This window comes from Methylobacterium sp. PvP105, assembly GCF_017876975.1.
In the GTDB taxonomy this organism is placed as follows: Bacteria; Pseudomonadota; Alphaproteobacteria; order Rhizobiales; family Beijerinckiaceae; genus Methylobacterium; species Methylobacterium radiotolerans.
In genome coordinates this window covers 6,611,653-6,631,251 of record NZ_JAGIPA010000001.1, presented here as the reverse complement: position 1 = coordinate 6,631,251, position 19,599 = coordinate 6,611,653, and the positions used below count along the sequence as shown (strand labels likewise).

General features: G+C 68.1%; 14 protein-coding genes. 4 read left to right on the top strand and 10 right to left on the bottom strand.

Features of this window, described 5'->3' with window-relative positions:
* Window positions 1-15: 15 nt before the first annotated feature.
* The 5 genes from J3A75_RS32090 to J3A75_RS32070 all read right to left on the bottom strand — a co-directional run bounded on the left by J3A75_RS32090 (window position 16) and on the right by J3A75_RS32070 (window position 8,049).
* On the bottom strand, window positions 16-837 hold the full coding sequence (locus J3A75_RS32090) for a hypothetical protein (protein WP_071000299.1): 822 nt from the start codon (window positions 835-837) through the stop codon (window positions 16-18).
* Window positions 838-2,229: 1,392 nt separating this feature from the next.
* The gene (locus J3A75_RS32085; RefSeq protein ID WP_133250924.1) at window positions 2,230-5,199 is read right to left on the bottom strand and encodes a hypothetical protein; all 2,970 of its coding nucleotides are present in this window, start codon (window positions 5,197-5,199) and stop codon (window positions 2,230-2,232) included.
* Entirely contained in the window at window positions 5,138-5,590 is a 453-nt protein-coding gene (locus tag J3A75_RS32080; RefSeq protein WP_127992109.1) for a hypothetical protein, read from the bottom strand. Before J3A75_RS32080 ends, J3A75_RS32085 begins: the two co-directional genes overlap by 62 nt.
* Window positions 5,591-6,282: 692 nt before the next feature.
* Window positions 6,283-6,678, bottom strand: a complete 396-nt coding sequence (locus J3A75_RS32075) for a hypothetical protein (RefSeq protein ID WP_024828371.1) — start codon at window positions 6,676-6,678, stop codon at window positions 6,283-6,285.
* 786 nt (window positions 6,679-7,464) lie between these two features.
* Window positions 7,465-8,049 (bottom strand): PepSY domain-containing protein, encoded by a 585-nt coding sequence (locus tag J3A75_RS32070; protein ID WP_052517014.1) that lies wholly within the window; start codon window positions 8,047-8,049, stop codon window positions 7,465-7,467.
* Window positions 8,050-8,231: 182 nt separating this feature from the next.
* On the opposite strand from J3A75_RS32070, the gene J3A75_RS32065 reads away from it, so the two are divergent.
* Window positions 8,232-8,801 (top strand): hypothetical protein, encoded by a 570-nt coding sequence (locus J3A75_RS32065; RefSeq protein WP_124262942.1) that lies wholly within the window; start codon window positions 8,232-8,234, stop codon window positions 8,799-8,801.
* A 763-nt stretch (window positions 8,802-9,564) separates the two neighbouring features.
* Here the strand turns inward: J3A75_RS32065 and J3A75_RS32060 are convergent.
* Complete coding sequence (locus J3A75_RS32060; RefSeq protein ID WP_043075248.1) at window positions 9,565-11,085, bottom strand: phospholipase D-like domain-containing protein; 1,521 nt, start codon at window positions 11,083-11,085, stop codon at window positions 9,565-9,567.
* Window positions 11,086-11,264: 179 nt separating this feature from the next.
* On the opposite strand from J3A75_RS32060, the gene J3A75_RS32055 reads away from it, so the two are divergent.
* The gene (locus tag J3A75_RS32055; RefSeq protein WP_245295840.1) at window positions 11,265-11,861 is read left to right on the top strand and encodes a DedA family protein; all 597 of its coding nucleotides are present in this window, start codon (window positions 11,265-11,267) and stop codon (window positions 11,859-11,861) included.
* Window positions 11,862-11,907: 46 nt separating this feature from the next.
* Window positions 11,908-13,209, top strand: a complete 1,302-nt coding sequence (locus J3A75_RS32050) for a sodium:proton exchanger (RefSeq protein WP_083374428.1) — start codon at window positions 11,908-11,910, stop codon at window positions 13,207-13,209.
* Window positions 13,210-13,695: 486 nt separating this feature from the next.
* On the opposite strand, the gene J3A75_RS32045 is transcribed toward J3A75_RS32050, so the two are convergent.
* From J3A75_RS32045 to J3A75_RS32030, 4 genes are all read right to left on the bottom strand, one after another.
* Window positions 13,696-14,367 (bottom strand): hypothetical protein, encoded by a 672-nt coding sequence (locus J3A75_RS32045; RefSeq protein WP_043075246.1) that lies wholly within the window; start codon window positions 14,365-14,367, stop codon window positions 13,696-13,698.
* A 23-nt stretch (window positions 14,368-14,390) separates the two neighbouring features.
* Window positions 14,391-15,518, bottom strand: coding sequence for a hypothetical protein (locus J3A75_RS32040; protein WP_124262943.1), 1,128 nt, complete (start codon window positions 15,516-15,518; stop codon window positions 14,391-14,393).
* A gap of 304 nt (window positions 15,519-15,822) precedes the next feature.
* Window positions 15,823-17,058 (bottom strand): HAD-IA family hydrolase, encoded by a 1,236-nt coding sequence (locus tag J3A75_RS32035; protein WP_159392783.1) that lies wholly within the window; start codon window positions 17,056-17,058, stop codon window positions 15,823-15,825.
* Window positions 17,059-17,290: 232 nt separating this feature from the next.
* A complete protein-coding gene (locus tag J3A75_RS32030) occupies window positions 17,291-18,340 on the bottom strand; it encodes a DNA-processing protein DprA (protein ID WP_024828379.1) in 1,050 nt (349 codons plus the stop codon).
* Between the two features lie 771 nt (window positions 18,341-19,111).
* Here J3A75_RS32030 and J3A75_RS32025 point away from each other — a divergent pair.
* A complete protein-coding gene (locus J3A75_RS32025; protein ID WP_043075244.1) occupies window positions 19,112-19,324 on the top strand; it encodes a hypothetical protein in 213 nt (70 codons plus the stop codon).
* Window positions 19,325-19,599: the final 275 nt, after the last annotated feature.

The window sequence follows — 19,599 nt, the reverse complement described above, 5'->3', positions numbered from 1 at the left end:
GGGGGGGCGTCGAGCCTATGCCAGGGGTTCGAGCGGCGTGACCGCACGGCCGGTTGCGTGGTGATCGGACAGCCGCGATTGAGCCCCGGTCTCCCCTCCCGCCGACGACCTTGGCGCCGGGAGGCTTCCGGCACGGCCGATCGCCAAGGAGTCGCTGATCTCGCCGTTGTGAGCGGCGACCATGACAGCCAGGGCGTGGGACAGTGCCGCCTGACTTGTATCGTCGGGGTTCCAGTCGTCGTGGAAGTACTGGCGTTCGAGCCAAGTGGCGAGATCGTCGGCGAGCGCGTCGACCGCCCTCGCGCCGCATGCGTGGCCATCCCCCACCCCCGGCACGCTGCGCGAGGCTGCCCCGCCACCCGCCCGAAGGGCTGTCTCCCGCCCCAGACGAACTGTGCCGCCCGCCCATCCGCTTCCGACGTCGAGATGCGCCTTCACCGTACGCAGTGCAAAAGCACTCGTCACGTGGAACGTCGCCCCGTCGGGGCGGAATGCCAATCCCGCCAGGGCACGGTCTATCGCGGATCTCGACGCCGAGCGCTGACGTTCGACCTCGCGTCTCAGGAAGGCGCGCCTATCTCCGGCATCGCCGGAGCCCGCGGTCGGCGCCGCCTGCCTGCCCCCGCCCAGGATCACACTGGAGGAGGCGATGCGTGCGCTCCCACGCTCCGTGATCACCGCGAGGGCGACGTGCCCCCTCCAATCGGGATCCGACCACCACGCCATCGTTTCCGGCGAGTCGATGTCACCGAGCGTTCGCGCGAACAGGTCGAAATGCGGCAGGGTCCCAGGCCTGGGATCCATGACAACCCCGCCCCCGACCGACTCCATCTGCATGTTCGCCTCCCGGACATCCTTCCTTCGGCACGATGCGGCGGCCCGGCTTAACGGACGCCTGAGCGGGGTCGGGTAGTCGATCCATTGGTTGACGAAACGTCGATGTCTGGCGTGGCTCGCGGCGTGGCATCCGTGGCCGACCGGCCGATCCGGCTTGGACCCACGACGACGCCTGGACGGCGACGGATACCCCGGTCTCGACGGCGACAGCGGCGTGGGGCCCACACGCAGCGGCAGCGTTTCGCCGCCCCTCGGTCGTGCCGTCCGCCATGGTCCCGAACGACGGCGGGCCCGCGATCTCGTTCGGCCGGGCGTTCGAAGGCCGTCCGCACTTTCCGCCACGGCGTCGAGAACGGGGGATCGATCGTGCGCGAGCGCGCGCGCCGCCGAGTCCGTTACTCGATCTCTGGCGGGCTCGGCGAGCCGGTGCCCCCCCGGGAAGTTCCACGGCGGCGTTCGCGCAACGCCACAGCGCCTCGTTCGCCGCGGGATCGCGCTCGATTCTCCCGAGATGGTCCACCGCGCAGTACATCGGCTCATCGTCAGCGTCGGGATGGCAGAAGGGCGGACCGACCTCCATGTCGCCATGCGTGCGGACCAGATAGGCGCTCGTGGATTTCTGTCGCAGAAGCGTCGCCAACTCTCCGGAAAGCGCCTCGACGATCTCGAATGCGCCCCAATCGTTGATCTCGACGAGGTCGCAATAGCACGACCCCTCGCCATCCTCGTGACGTCCATTCGGCGACGGGGTGGAGATACGTAACGGCAGCGTCACGGCATCGCTCCTCGTGGATCGTCGGGCTCGAATTGGCGGCGACTTCGCTCGGCTGGAGGAGGGAGATCCCGCGGCCCGGCGAGCGCGAAGCGTCATGCCGCCCGCACCGGTCGCGCACCCCAAGTTCGCCTAGGGCGAAGCCGCGACCGTAATGGGGATCAGGGACACGGACCCCGTCGCCGCGGGCGGTGTGGCAGGATCACAACCGTGACGGGGCCACAGACAGCATCGGCGCTCGCGGCGTCGCGCGAGGGCGTAGCGACGAGAGGTCGGCTTCACCCGTTGATAAGGCGCCACGATGTCAGGACGATCCTCGGCAGAGGACGATGCGATCCGGATCATCCAGGCGGCCGCACGCCGCGTGAACGGACGCGTCATCAAAGCGCGGCGCGGCCAGGCGAGAGCCCGCTTTGGCCATGACCACTCCGGGCCCCCGCTCCCGGCTCCGGGGACAAGGTGGGTTGGAGTCGGACTTGGACCCGCGACCGGAGCGTCGAGCGCGTCGGCTTCCGCGCCGGGGCCGACGACGTGGGCCGGGCTCGTGCTCGGGACTTCGGTCCGCCCGGACCGAGACGACGGAACTCGCCGACACGCCCGGGACCGCCGGATGGCGCCGCCTACCCGAAGACGAGGTGCTTCCGGTACCCGCGCCTGAGGAACAGGGGGAGCCAGGGTTGCCCGGCATAGGCGCCGGGACACCACAGCGCGGTGATCGCGTGCGAGGGGGCGCTGGTGGGCGTGACCATGACGCTGCCGATGCCGCCGTAGCCGACCGCGTCGGCCGCGAGCGCCGCGTCCGCCGCGGCGTCGACCGGAGCGTCGCCGTGCCTGATGGCCCGCAACAGGCCACGACCCACCTCGGCGAGGAATTCCCGCAACGGTCCCGACAGGATCGGGCTCGCCGGGATCAGTCGGTCGAAGACGACGTCGAGGTCGGCGAAGCCCGCGGACCGCGCGGTCTCGACGACGCGGGTACGCCCGGACTCGGTGCCGTGCACGAACATCAGCCTGACCCTGCCGGACCGCAGCAGCTCCAGCGTCCGGTCGCCGGGGGCGCTCATGTCGATGTTGCGCTCGCCCTGGATCGCGGCGGGCCATCGCTCGCGCGGGACGCCGGCCCAGTGCAGGATCTGGGCGCTGGCCTGGCCGCCGCTGGCGAACTGGTCGTCGACGAAGGCGACGCAGTCGGCCGGACCACCCGCCAGGCGGACCTCAAGCTCGGCCAGATTTCGGACAAAGCCGTGGCCGGCGCCGAGATAGGTGTCCCGGCGCTCCTGCTCCAGCGCGATGCCGGTCACGTTGCCGCTGTTCGGCGAGAAGCGGGCGAAGACGATTCCACCCTCACCCCGGGCCCGCGACGCGGCGGTCATCCGATCGAAGGCTTGCCCGACCGCGCCGCGGGTGATGATCGTCCCTTCCGCCAGCAGGGACAGCATCTCCGGACGCAGGCCGACCGGGAACTGGCGGACGAAGGCAGCCACCGATCCCGGGCTGACCTGCCAGCCCCCCTCCCCCCGGAACGTGGCGTAGCGCGCCGCGACGGTGCCGCACCGCGGCAGCAACCCCCCGTCGAGCGGCACGATCCGCTCGGCGGCCCCGAAATAGCCGGCGCGGGCGGCCGTCGCCATGTCGTCGAGCAGCCTGCCGTGGTCGACGCCCGTGCGCGAGCAGACCTCTTCCAGGCGCAGAAGCAGGCGCGGTCGGACGGGGAAGCCCTCCCGGGCGGAGCCGTCGCCCGTTGCCGCCCCGTCGGGGATCGACGACGCCATGGTCCCCGCGTGCAGGTCGTAGAGCACCTTCGTGCACGCGACCGCGACGTAGGGGAGCCATTCGCGGTCCGCGTGGACGTGGTCGACGCCGCGCCCGAGATTGTCCGCGTTGGACAGCTCCTCGGACTTCGTCCACTGGCCGCTGTGGCCGATCGAGTTCTTCTCGCGGACGAGCACCTCGTTGATCGGCTTGAGCTCGAAGCGCGGCGACAGGCCGACGTAGGGCTCGGCCGCGTTGGGCGCCGGGGGTACGAAGCCCGGGTCGACGCTGCGTCGGACCGCGATGGCCTCGCGGCGGATCAGGTCCCGCAGCTCCGCCAGCCGCCGCGGCCTCTCGACCGGGTCGACCGGCACGAGCTGGTCGAACAGGCGCCAGCACGTGGCGCGTCGGTAGACCAGTTCGAGGTCGGCCAGCGCGCCCCGGGCGTCGTGCACGTCCCACTCGCCCGCGTCGAACACGTCGCGCAGGCTCACGAACGGCTCGCAGGCGTCCCGGTAGATCACGAACGCCCGCTTCGGCAGATCCCGGGTGACCAGCCGGGCGGCGATCTGGCGCGAGCCCCGCTCGCGCGACAGGCGCGCCAGCAACTCGTCGTCGCCGTACCCGAACCACGTGAAGATGTCCCTGGGGTCCGGACCGGCGGTCGCGGGCGCATCGCGGATCGCCCCGTGGACGGCCTCGGACAGGACCTGCTCGGCGTTGCGCGTGAGCTGGTGCAGGTAGACGCGCTGGTAAAGGACCGCCTTGGCGTTGGCGAGCTCGTCGTAGGTGTCGATCCCCGACGAGTTGACGATGAAGTGCACGCCGGCGGAGAACCGGCCGCCTCCGGTCTGGCCGATGCGCGACCGGCTCAGGGCGAGTGCCTGGTCCTGCGAGATCCGGACCAAGGCCGAGTTCAGGAACACGCGTGACACGTCGACGCCCACCGGGATGCCGCATTGGCGGGCGTCGCGGTTCAGGTAGTCGATCTTGTCGGCGTCGACGGCGGCCCCGGAGATGAGGTTGGCCAGGCCGGGGTACCGGGGGTCGTGCGGCACGCCGCCGATGAAGCAGCAGATCTCGCGCAGCCGGCCATCGACGTCGTCGGCGCCGAGCACGCGCCCGTAGAACGCCCGGAAGCGGGGCGACAGGCAGACGGCGATCGACAGGCACTCGGAGAGGCCCGACTCGAACCCCTCCTCCCTGAAGCAAGCGATGAAGTCCTCCAGCTCCATCCCGCCGACCAGGAGGCCCGCCCCGGCGGAGAAGGCCGTCTCCCCCGCGTGCGAGAACGCGAGGTGACCGACGTCATGGAGCAGTGCGGCGTGGGCGAGGCTCCGTGCGACAGCACCGTCCGCCGACGGGTCATAGAGCTGGTACTCATCGTTGCCGGCCCGCAGGATCGGCTCCCTGCGCGCGGCGTCGCTGATGGATGCGACCAGCCGCTTCAGGACGTGCGTGACGCCCAGCGTGTGCGAGAACCGGCTGTGCTCGGCCGAGGGATAGGTCAGGAACGTCAGGCCGAGCTGGGATATCCGCCGCAGCCGCTGGAGCAGCGGGGAGTCGATGATGGCGAGCTCGTGCGGCTCGAAGTCCATCATGCCCCAGACCGAATCCTTGACGTACTTGCGACGGCCGCCGTGCGGCGGCGCGGTCAGCCGCTCCACGTAACCTCCGTCGAAGCCGAGGGCGTCGAGGGCGCCGTGCAGGGCCGGCCAGAAACCGGTCGCCGCGTCTAGCCTCTCCTTGATCCGCCTGACGCCCATGCCCGTCACGTCATCCGGCAGCCAGGTATCGGTCGACGCTGTCCCGGGCGAGATCAGACGTGGCGTCGTCAAGGCCGGCGACGATCCGGTCGGCCATCTCGGCCGGCAACTTGATCACGATGTCCTGATAGTACGGGTTGGGATGGTCCGTCAGGTACACCTGCTTGGCGCGCAGCAGCGTCTCGAAACGATCGAACGAGCCGATCGGACTGGGCCTGAAGACGTTCCTGATGTTCACGATCGAGCGCCTCAGATCCTTGTCCGCGGCCCCGTCCACGCCGGCGAACCCATCGAGGAACAGGTAGACGCGGTATAGGCCGTCCCGGACGTCGGGATCGTTCAACCTGACCATGTTGCGCCCACGCTTTATCAGGTAGGCGGCGAACGCCTCGATGAAGCCGTCGAGCGTTATGCGTGCCATCTCAGCCGACCCCGAATCGATCCCGACATGCGTGCCTGCCACGGAACATATCAAGAACTCCTTAACCAGCCATCGTGCACCGCGCCGCGGTCCGCGTCGGGCTTGGCAGGGCCAAGCCACCGAACCGACGGGCCTTGGCGCCCGAACGTCCGTTCTCGACCGCTGGGCTAGGACTCCGGCCCCGCGACATAACCGCAACTCGCGTGACCGGCCAGCGAGGCGGGCGGCGGATCATCGCGGCGGAGCTGACCGAGGCCGATTCCGTCCGCCCAAGCATCGGCCCTCGCTGCGTCCTTGTCACGAGCGCTGCCCGGGCCCGGAAAACCTGTCGGGTCTCCTCGGGTCACAGCCGGTCGCGCTCGTCGACGAACCCTACCCGCCTTCCCAAAGCGGCCCGCACATCCGTGAACGGTTCGTAGACCCGATGCCACGCCTCGGCGGGGGGCGGCAGCCGGTCGACGCAGGCCACGCAGGGGCGACCTTTCGCTGTTAGGCCCGCGCGTCCGGCCCCTGTCGCCGCACCTGCCGATTGGGAGCGTCGAGCTGCCGGTCGGCTTGGAAGCGGCTCCCAACCAGAACCGAGTTGGCCCGTTGGTTCCTCTGCCAAGATCGGGAAGGCCGCAGGGTCCTGACCGGCGCCGACCGGGGCCTCACTTCGAATCGAGATTCCTTCGGTCTTCGAGGATGTTGGCTCTCCCGAGGGAGGGCGCCCTTCGGCTCCGACTCACATCTATCTAAGCTTTCAGGACGTCGATCGTCGCTTGCTCGATCCGCTCGAAGGCGGAGACCACGTCCAGGTTCTTTTGGTAGGCGCCGATGGCGTTGCGGAGATCCATGGTTTCCGCAACGCTGTTCACATTGGGCAACTTCACCAAGCCCGCGGCGTCCGCGGCAGGGTGGTCGGCCATCCGCCTGAGCGGAAAGGCCGACGTGTTGGCGGCGACGCGCAGCCTTGGGGACGGATCCTCGCCGACGGGTTCGAACAGGACATGCCTGCGTCGATAGGGGTCGCCTCCCGGCGTGGCCGCCGTCGATTCTGCGTTAGCGAGATTCTCCATAATGACTCGCAAGCGCGCTGCCTGCACCCGCATGCCCCCGATCGCCAGATCGCGCCCCGTGACCTCACCCATCGATGCATCAAACCCGCTTGTGCACTGAGGCCCCTCGCGGACAATTGATCGTCGGCATGGTTAACGATTGGTGAAAGCCACCCCTCCTCGATCCGGTGCAAGCGCGAGAGATAACGTTCCGACGCTGGCCCCGTTGCTTGTGCAAGCATCCGGCGGACTGCGCGCGACCGCATTGCCGCCCACAACGCAGGCAAACCAGGACGTCCGCAGCTGAGCCGCCACCGACGGTTGGCAACGATCGTCGACCTACCCGTGCGACGTCGTCGGACCTGTCTTCGAACTCGAACCGACGACCCGACAGATCAATCGACGCCGGGTCGTCGCGATCATCTCATAGATCCCCGGCCCCGGTTGGGATGGGCAGTCGAGATCCGCGTTGACCACGATCTCGCCACCGCGGTCTCGCGCCTGCAGGACTCAATCGGCGGAAAGATCGCGATCAGTGCAGGCATCAGCCCATTCGGGCGAGCGGCCGAGGCTCACGATCTCGACAAGACGCCTGCGACGCATGTCGTACTGTCGTCGTCCGCCGCGGCGACGGGGTGCGCACGATCACGATGCTGTCTCGGACACCTCTCGGGCTGGCCAGTCCCCCGTTCCCGATCACTTGGCGGCGGCTTCGTGTCTTTCAGAACAACGCAAACACCCGCGCTCGCTTCGCCCCTGAGACGTCCGGAACCAAGGGCGATCCCGAGGCGTAGCGGCGCATGCGAGGAACCGGTTCGATGGACGGCGGAGTCGATGCAGCCGGGGCGGACGTGGGGCTCCTCCGGGGCCGGGCCAGTCCTACCTGCTCGGTATGATCCTTCCGTCAGCCCCGACCTTGACCTCGTGCCCCTCGCCGTTAGTCACCACCGTGATTTTGTATTGCACGCCGTCATCCTCGCGTTCGATTTGAGCTTCCGCGACCTTGTCGCCAGTTTTCGCAGCGATGACGGCCGCTTGCCTTAAGCTCAAATCGACATCTCGCAGGTTAGACGGTTTCAATGAAGTGAAATAGCTTTCGATCGGATGATCGTCGCTTTTGGTCACCTGACCGGAATTAGCGTCGACACGATGATGGGTGAGCTTGCCATCGTCGCTGAGCAGCTTGACCTCGTAGCAAGGCTTGCCAATCCCGCCCTCGAACTCGGCCATGATAGCGCGGCCAGGCCCCTCGCCCTCGGCAATCTCCAGGGCTTCGACCAGAGAGACCTTGGCGGCCGGCAGCCCTTCGTAATCGCGCTCTCTGTGGCCGGTCGTGCCGTGGGCCAATTGCACGCCGCTCGAAGGGATAGCCGCCGGCGCCGCAATTCGGGCGATCGCGCCCGTCTGAGCCGTGGCGAGGCCAACCATGATTGGCAGCGCGATGGAAAGGGCAATTCGGGACATGGCGTCTTCCGTCGGTTCTCGAACAGTTACGAAGCAGTGCGGTCGCGGCGCAAGTGCAACAGGGCGGCCAGAGGCAGCAGCTCCGGCCGTTAGAGATTTCACGATGCCTGGTTCAGGCTTGCACCCGAGCCGATGATCGTCTTCCTCGCATCGATGTTTCCGCCCGACGGATGCCGCAGCGGATGGGATTGCTGCGCTTTTTACACTGCGTATCGATGCCGCCCCATACCCTGCCGCGCAATATCAAGACTCGCATGAGAGAGCGCGTCGAGACCTACCACATGGCGTTTGGCACGACCGTCGCGGACATCCTTCGCAAGACCCAGCTGTCGCTCGGTATCCTCAAGCGCGTGATCGGTTTGGACGACAGCCTTAGCGTCGGCCCGATCGACACACCCGCCCCGGGTATCCGACCCGCCTGGGGCCGGTCCATCCTGGGAGCGAAGTCCTTTCACCCAGGCGAACTCGATGGCGAACCGGATAGGCTGCCGTCGGGCACAGGTACACGGCGGCCACGGTACGGCGCGCGCGAGATCGGCCGCGTCCGGCGGCTCGATCCGGACGCGGCGCTCCATGCGGCCACACCTGGGGATCGCCAGGCACGCGCCCGCCGCGACCGATTCGGTCGAAGGAACTCATTTCGCTGGAACTCGAAGTCGTCGATCCGTGGCGAGCGACCATCGGTTCCGTCGGCTGGATCAAAAGAGAGAGCGTGGTGTTGCAGTCGGCATGCCGCCGACTGCAGCATCTAACCAGGCTATCGGCGCCGCCGGCGACCATCACAGTCCGATGGTGACAGCTTAGATCGACCGCGGCTGTCAACCAAGAAGGGGCGCCGCCGACTACGAGCGTATTCATCGGTCACCCATCCCCTTCGCCCACGGCCTCCGCAACGTTTCATAGAACACTATCTGCGCCGCCCATGAATTGGTCCCCATCGATTTGAAGCCTACGTGATCGAGGCTTCAGTTTGTATTCGCGCAGCTCGTGCATGATGGAAAGGTGAACGTGACTTCGTTCATGGGTCGTCAGCCGTATCCGCCGCGCTTGCCGCTCCGTTATTGGGACCGAGCCGCATGCCCCTCACGTTCTCGCCGCCATACGGCTTCCGGACCGTTTCGAGGTTAGAGGCTGCGTCGGCCTCTCCGATCCCTGAACCAGGCGCGCAAAGAACAAAATACCAGGCTCTCATATCAGGCCTTCGCGAGAAGCGGCACATAGGATATTGAATCTCAACAACTAATATATCTATCCTTTGATGGCGAATTTTTGTTTGCTATAGGCCTTCAGATTTTTTCATATCGTCACCGAAATTAGAAAAAATATACATTTTGGCGTGGTCTACCATGGAAAAGCATCGGACCAAATCTATCAGACTGCACAAGAAAGTGATAATTCAAAGTTTGGTTCATCAATCAACAAATCTTGTCTGAAGAATCAGCAGAGAAATAACATTTATAGGAGAGAATATGGCCTATTACTCCGATATGTTTGGAAATCATGACCGCACCCCCGTCACCATTCAAGGAATGCTGCGGGATCGGCTACACGGTGGCGCTTGGCGGCCAAGGCGTGCATCGCAGCCCGCCAGACCGGCTCGGGCCGCTCGGGGTCAAGAAGCTCACCGTCGCTCAACGGCTTCACGACCTCAACAGCTGATGCGTCGAGCGGGACCAGGGTACGCCCCGCCTCCCGGCGCAGGGCCTCGATCGTGGTGATGAGCGAGCCCGTGCGGGAATGCGATCTTGCGACCTCATCCGGCGGAACGCCGAGATGCTCGCCTAGAAGAGCGTTCCGCAAGCCGCGGATTCCCGCCGCGACCGCTCGATCGGTTCCTTGATCGGACGCGGCTTCGACGGCCAAATCACATTCCGTATCCAGACCCATCGAGCGGTTGTTCAGGTTGGATGAGCCGATCTTCAGCACCCGGTCGTCGACGATCATCACCTTTGCATGCACGTAGATCGGCTGCCCGTTCGCCGTCACGGGACGGTAGATGCGGAAGCGCCCATAGCGATCCGCGGAGCGGATGTGTGCCAGGACGCGGCTTCGGCCCCGCCCCATCGCCTTTTCCTCAAGCCAACCGACGGCGCGAGCTGGGTTGATGACAACGATCTCGGCTCCATCCGGCTCCTGTAGGCGGGCAGCAACGGCCTCGGCGACGCAGCGTGCGGCGAAGTATTGGCTCTCTATGTAGATCGTGTGCCGAGCGGCTGTGATGGCGGCGAGGTAGAGTTGCTCGATCTCATGCACGCCAGGGCGGCTATGATAGGCAGGCGCGGTCCGAGCGATTCCGACCGCCACGTCGCGCAGAAGCGGCGTCAACCCATCAGGCCAAGGATCTTGCACGGGCGGACCGGGCGGCGCGATCCGCTCGCCGGTGGCATGCCGCCAGCGCTCGCGAGCGAGGGTACCCAGGGCCGCGGCAGCCGCGCCGTCTACCGCGACCGTGGCATCGTGGAACGGCGCGTAGGGTCGCCCTGACGGGCGCACCCTCCGTCCATCATGATCATCGTGGGCGCGGGTATCCCAGCGGTCGTCTGTCATGTCGATGCCGCCGCAGAAGGCGAGCGCATCGTCGATCACCACGATCTTTTGGTGATGCGAGGCCCCCGGCGGGTGGGCGCTGTCGAGTCGGAACTGGAAGCCGCGAGCGCGCATCCAATTCAGGAGGTAGAGTGGCGTAGTTCCGCGCGCCAGGGTGCCAAGGAGCCCCAAATTCCACTGCAGCACCCGAATGCTGAGCTCTGGCCTGCGCCGACCGAGTTCCGCCAGGAACGGCCCAAGCTCCTCCGGCAAGCCCGGCAGCGGGTGATCGGGATCGAGCTTGATGCGAGTATCGAACTCCCAGCCGATGAACAGGATCGCATGGCGGGCGCCCAAGAGAGCGCTGCGCAGATGAGCGAAGTATGCGGCAGCATCGATGATCGGGGCAAAACGCGCTGTCCGCTCGATACGCCAGCAGGTCAAGCTTGGCTGCAGCAACTCTGTGCCGCCTGTGAGCGCGACCGGTGCCGTGTGGGGTGGATGATGCATCAGCGCGTCTCGTTCTCCCGATACCTGCTCGCTGCATCGTCGCGCTGGCACGATGCGGGCTTCGCTTTGGCGCCCCGGTATGAACCCGCGCCTACTCGGCGCGTTCCCGACGTGAACCGCGGCGGTGAAGGCCGCGGCTCGGTGCCGCTTGAGGGGAGATTGCGCTGGTCGACTGGATTGTGATTGCGATCGAGCAGACCGGCTCCTTCGGCGTCTTCCTGCTGATGCTGGTCGACAACATCTTCCCGCCGATCCCCTCCGAGCTTATCATGCCGTTGGCAGGCTTTGCCGCGGCACGCGGCGAACTCAGCCTCGTCGGCGTGTTCCTCGCCGGCTCGGCCGGATCGCTCTCCGGAGCGCTGATCTGGTACGGCGTGGGGCGCTGGCTGGGGCGCGAGCGCCTGAGACGCTTCGCCGCCCGGCATGGTCGTTGGCTGACCCTGAGCCCGGCGGAGGTCGACCGGGTCGGCGCCTGGTTCGCCCGACGCGGTGGCGTGACCGTTCTGATCGGTCGCGTCGTCCCGGGCGTGCGCAGCCTCATCTCGGTGCCGGCCGGGGTTGCCGCAATGCCGCTCACGCCCTTTCTGGTCTGCTCGACCCTGGGCACGATCGTCTGGACCGGGCTGCTGACGGCGGCCGGATACTGGCTTGGCGAGAACTACCTCCTGGTGGGCCGTTTCGTCGAGCCGATCGGCAATGGCGTGTTGATCCTGGCGCTCGTGCTCTATCTCTACCGTGTTGCCACCTTCGAGCCCGGGACGGGCGCTCGGGGCTGAGGCATGGACAGGCGGGCAGGCCGAAGCATGATGCGAAGGATCCCGCGTGAAGCGCTTTCTGATGCTGGTTGCCGTCGCTGTCGCGGCAACCCTTCCGGCCGTCATCCTCCGCTTCGGGGGCTGGCGGTTGAGCCCCTTTGTCGATGTCGCCGCATTCGGCATCGCCATCCTGGCCGCTGGCTTTTTGCTGTCCTGGGGCGCTGAGACGGCCGAGCAGTACGTCTCCCAAGGCCTCATCCTTGCAGCAGTGGCGCTGGTGACCGTGCTGCCGGAATACGCCGTCGACATCTACTATGCCTACATGGCTGGCGCTTCCGGCCCGGACTCGCGGTACGCGCAGTACGCGGCCGCCAACATGACGGGCGCGAATCGGTTGCTCGTCGGCCTGGCCTGGCCGCTGATGGTCGGGCTGCACTGGATGAAGGACCGCCACCGCTCGATCGGCCTCGCGCCCGGCAACGCCGTCGAGGTCGGGTTCCTATTGGTTGCCAGCCTCTACGCCTTCGTGATCGTCCTCAAGCGCGCCATCTCGCTCGTCGACTTCGTCGTGCTTCTCGCGATTTTCGGAACCTATGTCTGGCGCGTGCGCAGCATGCAGAAGAGCGACAATCCGGAGGAAGCCGAGGAGCCGGGACCAGCCGCGGCGCTCGACACACTGTCTCCGGGCCTGCAATGGGCGGCAATGGCCGGACTTGTGGCGACGGCGAGTGGCGTGATCCTGGTTTCAGCCGAGCCCTTCGCCGAGGCCATGGTCAACACGGGCCGGGCGATTGGGCTCAACGAGTTCCTGCTGATCCAGTGGCTGGCCCCCCTGGCCAGCGAGGCCCCGGCGATAACGGTGGCGGTTTTGTTCGTGCGTGCCAACCGTGCCGGTGACGGGCTGATCGCGATGATCAGCGACAAGATCAACCAGTGGACCCTGCTCGTCGGCATGCTGCCGCTCGCCCTGAGCATTGGTGCGGGCGCGACGAGCCCCCTGCCACTCGATACGCGCCAGAACGAGGAGTTCTTCCTGACGGCGGCCCAGTCGCTGCTCGGCATCGCGCTCCTGCTGCGCCTGCGCTTCGGGTTGGTGTCCGCGCTAACGTTGGCTGGTCTGTTCGCCGTTCAGGTCGGGCTGGCCTTCGTCTACCGCAACGACGAGGCGCGCACGATCACGACGCTGACTTGGCTGGCTTGGACTTACCTTGGGCTGGCCGGCCTCCTGTTCCTGATCAATCGGCGGCGGCTCGTTGCTCTGCTGCGCAGCGCAATCACGGGCGATGTCTCCGACGTCGAGCCGTCCGAAGACAGGGACGATCCGGCCCCGCGGCGGGGCGGGCGAGAAGCCAGTTCGCTCGTCGGCTGAGACGATCTAGCCCAGGCGGCGGAGGGGATTCCGCCTGGGCTAGATGTTTGGTCGCGGAGCTTGGTGGTGCGGGTTCTGGATAAGTAGGGGGGCGCGCCCTTCCAGGCTTTGCAGATCGCTCCGTAGGGCGTGAGGCCGCATGGCCCCGTTCGCGTTCGGGGCAGCTTATTCGCGGCCGTCGATGACTGGCGCGGTCGCTCTCGAAGAGCGCACAGGGCTCAAGGGTCGTTTATTCCGATCTCAAGGGGCGCTTATTTCGCGCCACGCTATGCATACCGGCGAGCCGAAACGCGTCGCCGGCAATCCGCAAGGTTGAGACCCCGCGCAGCCAACCCCGTCCGGCAGGAAAGGCGAGGGCAAATGAGGCCTGGCGAAGGGGCATGCGCCACACGGATCCCGCGCTGTCGACGCGGCCAGATCCGGGCATGCGCAGGTGCGATGCCGCCTCTCCGCTCCAAGAAATCGCTGCGTCGCCCAACTCGGTTGTCAGTAGTTGACGCTGATCTGCCAAACGGCGCCCGGGAGCGTGTCCTCGGCGCGATGCCCGCCGCTAGCGTCGATGCCCTCGTATCCGTTCGACGTCTCAAAAAGCAAACCGTGGGAACGGCCTTCGATCGAGAAGACTTCCCAGGCCGATCGAACGGTCGCCACTTTACGCCCGTACGAGAGTTGGGCCGGGTGAGACTGCCAGGTCTCGATCGGGTCGATGAGAACGACCGTCTCGGATCCCTCGACGTCCGCTAGCCGATAGTGCGACGGCGCGGTCGCCACCACCCTCGCCGGGCCGTCTCGCGGTGGCCCGAAATCATTGGATCGCTCGCGGACGGTGCGGAGCCGACACCGGTTCCAGGGCCTCACCGCCTTCACCCTGCCCATCGCGGGGAACAGCGCCATGTCGCCCCGGCTCAACCTCGCGGCGAGATCGAAGCCATGTTCCGTCAGGTTGGCCCCGGTCGGCGTACCATCGGCCGCGCGGCACACCACCGCCAGGTCATCGGTCTCGAAGGCCCGGAGAACGTACTCAAGGCGGCGCTGCAACGTCGGCATGTCACGCGGCGCGACGCGCAAGCGTTCATCCGCCTCAGCCATCCGCCGCGCCAGGTCGACCGCGCATGTTCGGTCCTCGAACTCAGGCCAGCGGTTGTCATTCGCGCTCATGTTCGGCCTTCGCGGCGATGTCATCACGCCTCGTCGGTCCGCACCAGGCCGAGGAGCGCGGCCTCGTCATCCGACGCGATCGCCGCGGCGCCCGCCGTCAGGAGCCTCGGCCTGGGGGCTTGCCGGACCCGACCGGTCAGGGTCGCCTGCCACCGCGCGAGCCGGGCCCGGTCGAAACCGGCCACGTGATGGTACTCGACGATGAAGGCGGCCGCCTCGGCGATGCGCCGCCCGACGAGTTCGCGTGGCAGGTACCCGTCGTCGTGCCAGGCCGGCGGCACGACGTGGTCGCGATCATGCCGGACCAGCGCGTCGACGAGCCGTCCGATGACCGGCGTGGCGACCTCCCGCGCCTTCCGGTCGAGCGTCTCCGCCCGTCGGGCCTGGGCTCGCTCGCCGCGAATCTTGCGGGCCTGCTCCTGTTGCGTCAGACCGCGGATCCGGACCGCGCGGCGGCCCTGGAGCGCGAACGACATCTCCCGGTCGATCAGCCGGTGGCGCGGCTCCCCGCCTGGGCCGGCCTCGACCGAGAGGAGCCGCAGGCGGTGGCACCGGCCGGCGAAGGCACCCGCCGCCTCGTATGCACGCGGATCGGGATCCGGCCGGGGGAACCGTTCGATGCGGCGCGACCGGCTCGCCATGAGCCGTGCGTGGCGGTCGACGAATTCGCGGATGCCGAGCACCCCGTCGGGGCCGAACGTCTCTAGCAGTGACGCGTTCAGGTCGACGGGATGGACCGCGGCGGGATCCGCGTCTTCACGACTGAACGCCAGATCGAACGCCTGCCGGCACTGCTCCGGATCGCCTTGCGGTCGCGCGCGGTCATCGCCAGTGTGCGGGAACGCTCCCTGTCGGTCGAGGGCGAACATCCTCGACAGGTCGCTTCCCGTGCCGGGCATGTGACCATCGCATTCTTCACTTCGGTCGGGCATCGCGATCGTCTCCGGGCCGGCGACAGGTCCAGGCGGCTCCGACGCCATGCTCACTGCCGTTCGCTCGCGAGAAAAGCCCGAGGCGGTAGCAACTTCACCGAGCGCATGGCCCATGCTGCCCGAGGCGGCCGAGGCACAGTCGAAGGGCCTTGCGAGGCTTCTTGAGGGCCGCCCGAACGCAACTCCGGGGCGGGAGATGAATCCCGGGTCGCCGAACACAAACCGATGAGCGGGCGGCTGAGGGGCCTTCCCGGCTGCGCTCAAACCTGTGGACAAACCCCGCGACCGGCCGCGGCGCCGCCCACGATGCGCCCGCCGATGAGCCGCGAGCGCTTCGCATGGCCCTCGGGCAGGCCTTCTTCACCGCGATCATGCGGCTTCCTCCCCCGCATGACGCCCGCACCCACGTCCAGCCTGTGGCGGCTGACCACGAGGCCGCCCAGGGAGGTCGGGACCCGACGGACCGACCGCCCGCGCCGGGATCGCCGAAAGTCCAGGGGCCCGGGGACGCGCTCGACCGTCCTCACAGGTCCTCGGTGTTGCGGCACGCGTCCGGGTACCCGGAACAACCCCAGAACTTGACCCCGACGCCGCTGATCCTGACGCGCATCGTACGGCCGCATGCCGGGCAGACCTTCCTCGCGAACGTGCGCTGGTCCTTGGCCAGGGCCATGATGCGGACCTCCGAGGCGCCGTCGCCGAGCAACGCCTCCGCGCACGCGGCGGTCGTGCCGCCCGTCGTATAGACGTCGTCGACGAGCAGGATCTTGGCTCGCCCCCAGGTGAACTCGGACTCGAATGCGCCCTTGACCGCCTCGCGCCGTTCGAGGGGACCGAGCGCCTTGTAACCCTCCACCTCCCGCGTGCAGCGCAGCCCGTCGCGCTCGACCTCCACCTCGTCCGGCATGTGCTGCGCGGCGACGCCGAGCAGCGCGGCGAACCTGTTGCGCGCCTGGGAGGGCTTGGGGGGAACTGGAACGACGATGTCGGGGGTCCAGTCCAGGCGGTCGACCGCCTTGCCGAGGGCGCGGCCGAGCGCCTCGGCGGGCCCATCGTCCTCCTTCAGCCTCAGCACGGCCTCGGACAGCCGGCTCCCGGCGTGCCTCGGGTCGGAAGTCGTGAAGTACCGACCCAGCGCATAGACCCCCGGGCCGTCGTCGCATCGTAGGATGGACCCCCAATGGCCGTAGTACGGCCGGCCCGCCGCGAGGCTCTCGCCGACGTAGGGCAGGCTCCCGAGCCGGTCGGTCCTCAGGAGGGTCGACGGCCTGCCGACGAAGATGTCGGGGGCGGCCGACGAGAACTCGAAGGGCGACGTCGGGCTCCACCCCACCCCGACGGACACGATCCCCGCATGGTACGATGCCTCCACATCGCCCACGTCGTCGCCGACGTAGTGGACGTCCGCCCCCGCCGCGACCCCGAGCCGACTGAGCGCCTCCAGGAGGGGGGCGGGGTCGGGCTTATGGTCCGCGGTGTCCTCGTAGCAGACCAGCACGTCGTAGGGGATGCGGAACAGCCTCGTGATCTCCTCGGCGTAGGGGCGCGGGGAGGACGTGACGATCCCGACGCGGTGCCCCGCCATCGACAGGGCCGCGGGCATCTCGTGGGGCGCGACGCCCCCGGGAAGCGCGCGGAACGCCCTGACCAGGTGCATGTTGGCGGCCACGAGGTGCCACTGCTGGGTCTTGCGCAGCGTCGCGAGGGCGGACGTGTCGACGAGGGTCATGTCGAGGTCGAACAGGAAGGTCTTGGTCATGGCGTCCGCCGGCCCCCCCGCCATCCGCGCCAGGGACACGCCCCGGGGCGGCGGCCACGCGTCGCGTGCCGTCGGGCAGCCTGGCGCCACCCGCAAGACACGCGCCGGACGACGTTTGGCCCGACTCGGCGTGCAAGCGCCCGCCAGGCTATCGGCGTACCGTGACGTCGGCAACGTCGGCGGTCCGGCCTCGACCCTCGGCCGCCGGCCCGGGTTCCCGCCGGGACGCCGCTCAGATCATCGATATCTGAGCCGTCGCCCTCCCCTCCCCTCCGGGGCGCGCCGGGGACAGCCGCCCCTCGATGGCGTCGAGCATCGCCGGGTAGTCGTCGCCGCTCTCCAGCGGGATGGCGACGGCATTCTCGCCGAACCTCCGGAGGAGCAGTTCCGCATACTCGCCCGTGGCCCCGACCATGGCCGACAGCCTGCGCCCGGGCACTTGCGTCAGCGCGAGGATGCCCCGGCTCTTGGGTTCCTCGGCGTGCCGGGCCCGCGGCACCGGCGCGAACAGGAGGCGCCCCTGCATGAGGGTGAAGCGCACGGTGTGCATCGACCCGCCCTTGACGTCGGTCTGCATGACGAACGTCGCCACGGACAGGCCGCTTTGCAGCCGATCCCTCTGCACGAGGTTGCGGGGGGCCGGCGGGATCCCGAACGCCTGCTCGCTCAGCAGCGCGCCGCCCCCGTCCACGATCTCGTCGGCGAGCCTCGCGTTCTGCCGGGGATACACGCCGTCCAGGCCGCCGCCCATCACGGCTACGGTCCGCCCCCCCGACCGAAGCGCGGTCGCGTGGGAGAGCTCGTCGACGCCGATCGCGAGGCCGCTTACGATCGTCCAGCCGGCCTCCACGAGCCGCCGCACGATGGCGGCCGTGACCTTCCGGCCGAATTCGCTCGGTTCCCTGGTGCCGATGCAGGCGACGCTCCGCTCGATCGCCCGGAGGTCACCCTTCGCGTAGAGGATCGGCGGTCGGTCCTGCAGGTCCCGGAGCGCCGCGGGATAATCCCCGTCGTGGACCGAGAGCACGCGTACCCCGAGCCGGTCGGCCTGATCCAGGGTCCGGGCCGCCCTGGCGAGCGCATCCGCGACGGCGTCCGCGTCCCGGAGCGACGCCGCCGCCGCCGCCGTGACGATGCCACGCAGTCCCCGCGGCTCGGCGTCGAAGACCTCGCCCAACGTGCCGAAGCGCTCGGCGAGCCGCTCCGCGCCCGTCGGTCCCAGGCCGCGCAGGGACATCAGCGCGACGATGCCGGCGGGGCTCTTCGTGTCGATGTCCCTCATGAGCGGCACTTACCCCTGTCCGTCGCCGACGCGCGGGCGTCGGCGCCCGCCGAATCCGGCGCGCATCGTACCACGGCGTCGTGAACGACTCCTCCGCCGCGGCTCGGCGTCGCGCTCGTCCGTCGCGTCCGTCGCTCAGGCCGAACCCGGCGCGCGCCGCGAGCGGTGTCCGGGCGGGTCTCGACCCTTTCGCCCGGACCGCCGGGATTGAGGTCACGGGCCGGTGGCATCGACCTGGATGGCCGCCAGGGCCGCCAAGCCCCTCGCGTCGGCGGCCAGCGCGTCCCAGTCCTTCGAAAGGCGAGCCATCCTCGATCGTGAACTGCAAGGCCCCGTCGATGACATGGCCCCGGCGGATCGCCGCGACGCAAGGCGCGGGGCCAGCCCACGAAACGATCGGGCGATCAGAGCGATCTCGGATACATCGCAGGCTGCCTAGCCCGGCTCGATTCGGCTTCGCGCATGTGGGGACGCGATCCGCCGACGCCCGCCCGACTTCGAACCGGGCAGACTTCGAGCCTGGCAAAGCGGACTGCACACCGTCCACCTCGATAAGGGAATGGATCGACCGGTCAAACCGGGCCGGTCAAGGCAGGCGCGGATGGTCCGGCCCCATGACCCCGTCGCGTATATCGAGGCGCCAAACCCAGATGGGCCGGCCCGCGACGATCTAGCCGACCCAAGCATGATCGCGACGCGGCTTGCAATCGCAAGTGGAGCTGGGTATGCTGATGCAGCTCTCTGGTTCGGCGGGATAGGCGGAGCTAGACGATGCCGGAAAAGCGCGAGACGATCCACTCCCGCCTGCAAATGATCGCCAGCCTGCTGGGCGTCCCCGTACAGGATTTGATTTCCGGGACGGTGCCCCGGCGGTTGTGGGCCGACAACGAGTGCATGCGCCTATGGCGCGGCCTCAGGACCGAGGCTGGCCGCGATGCGGCCCTCGATGCCCTACGCAGCATCTTGGAAGCGGAACGGCGTTGAGTGGTGTGCGGCTCCCTTGCCGGCGCGATCCACTTCGTTCCGGCTAAACGGGTGGCTGCTTCCTTCAGCGTGCCGGCTTAGCTTGCGGCCACGTCAGGGGCGCGCGTTTGTTTCTCCGGGTGAAGGCATCCGTACCGGGCTTACCGGGCGAGACAGGATCGTCAGCCTTGGCGACGACCAGTTAACTCACGCCGCAGCGTCGCCCGCGAAGCCCGAGCCGGCGGCCGGTCAGGATGCCCTGTCGGCGCCGTCGAGGGAACCACCGCCGATCCGGA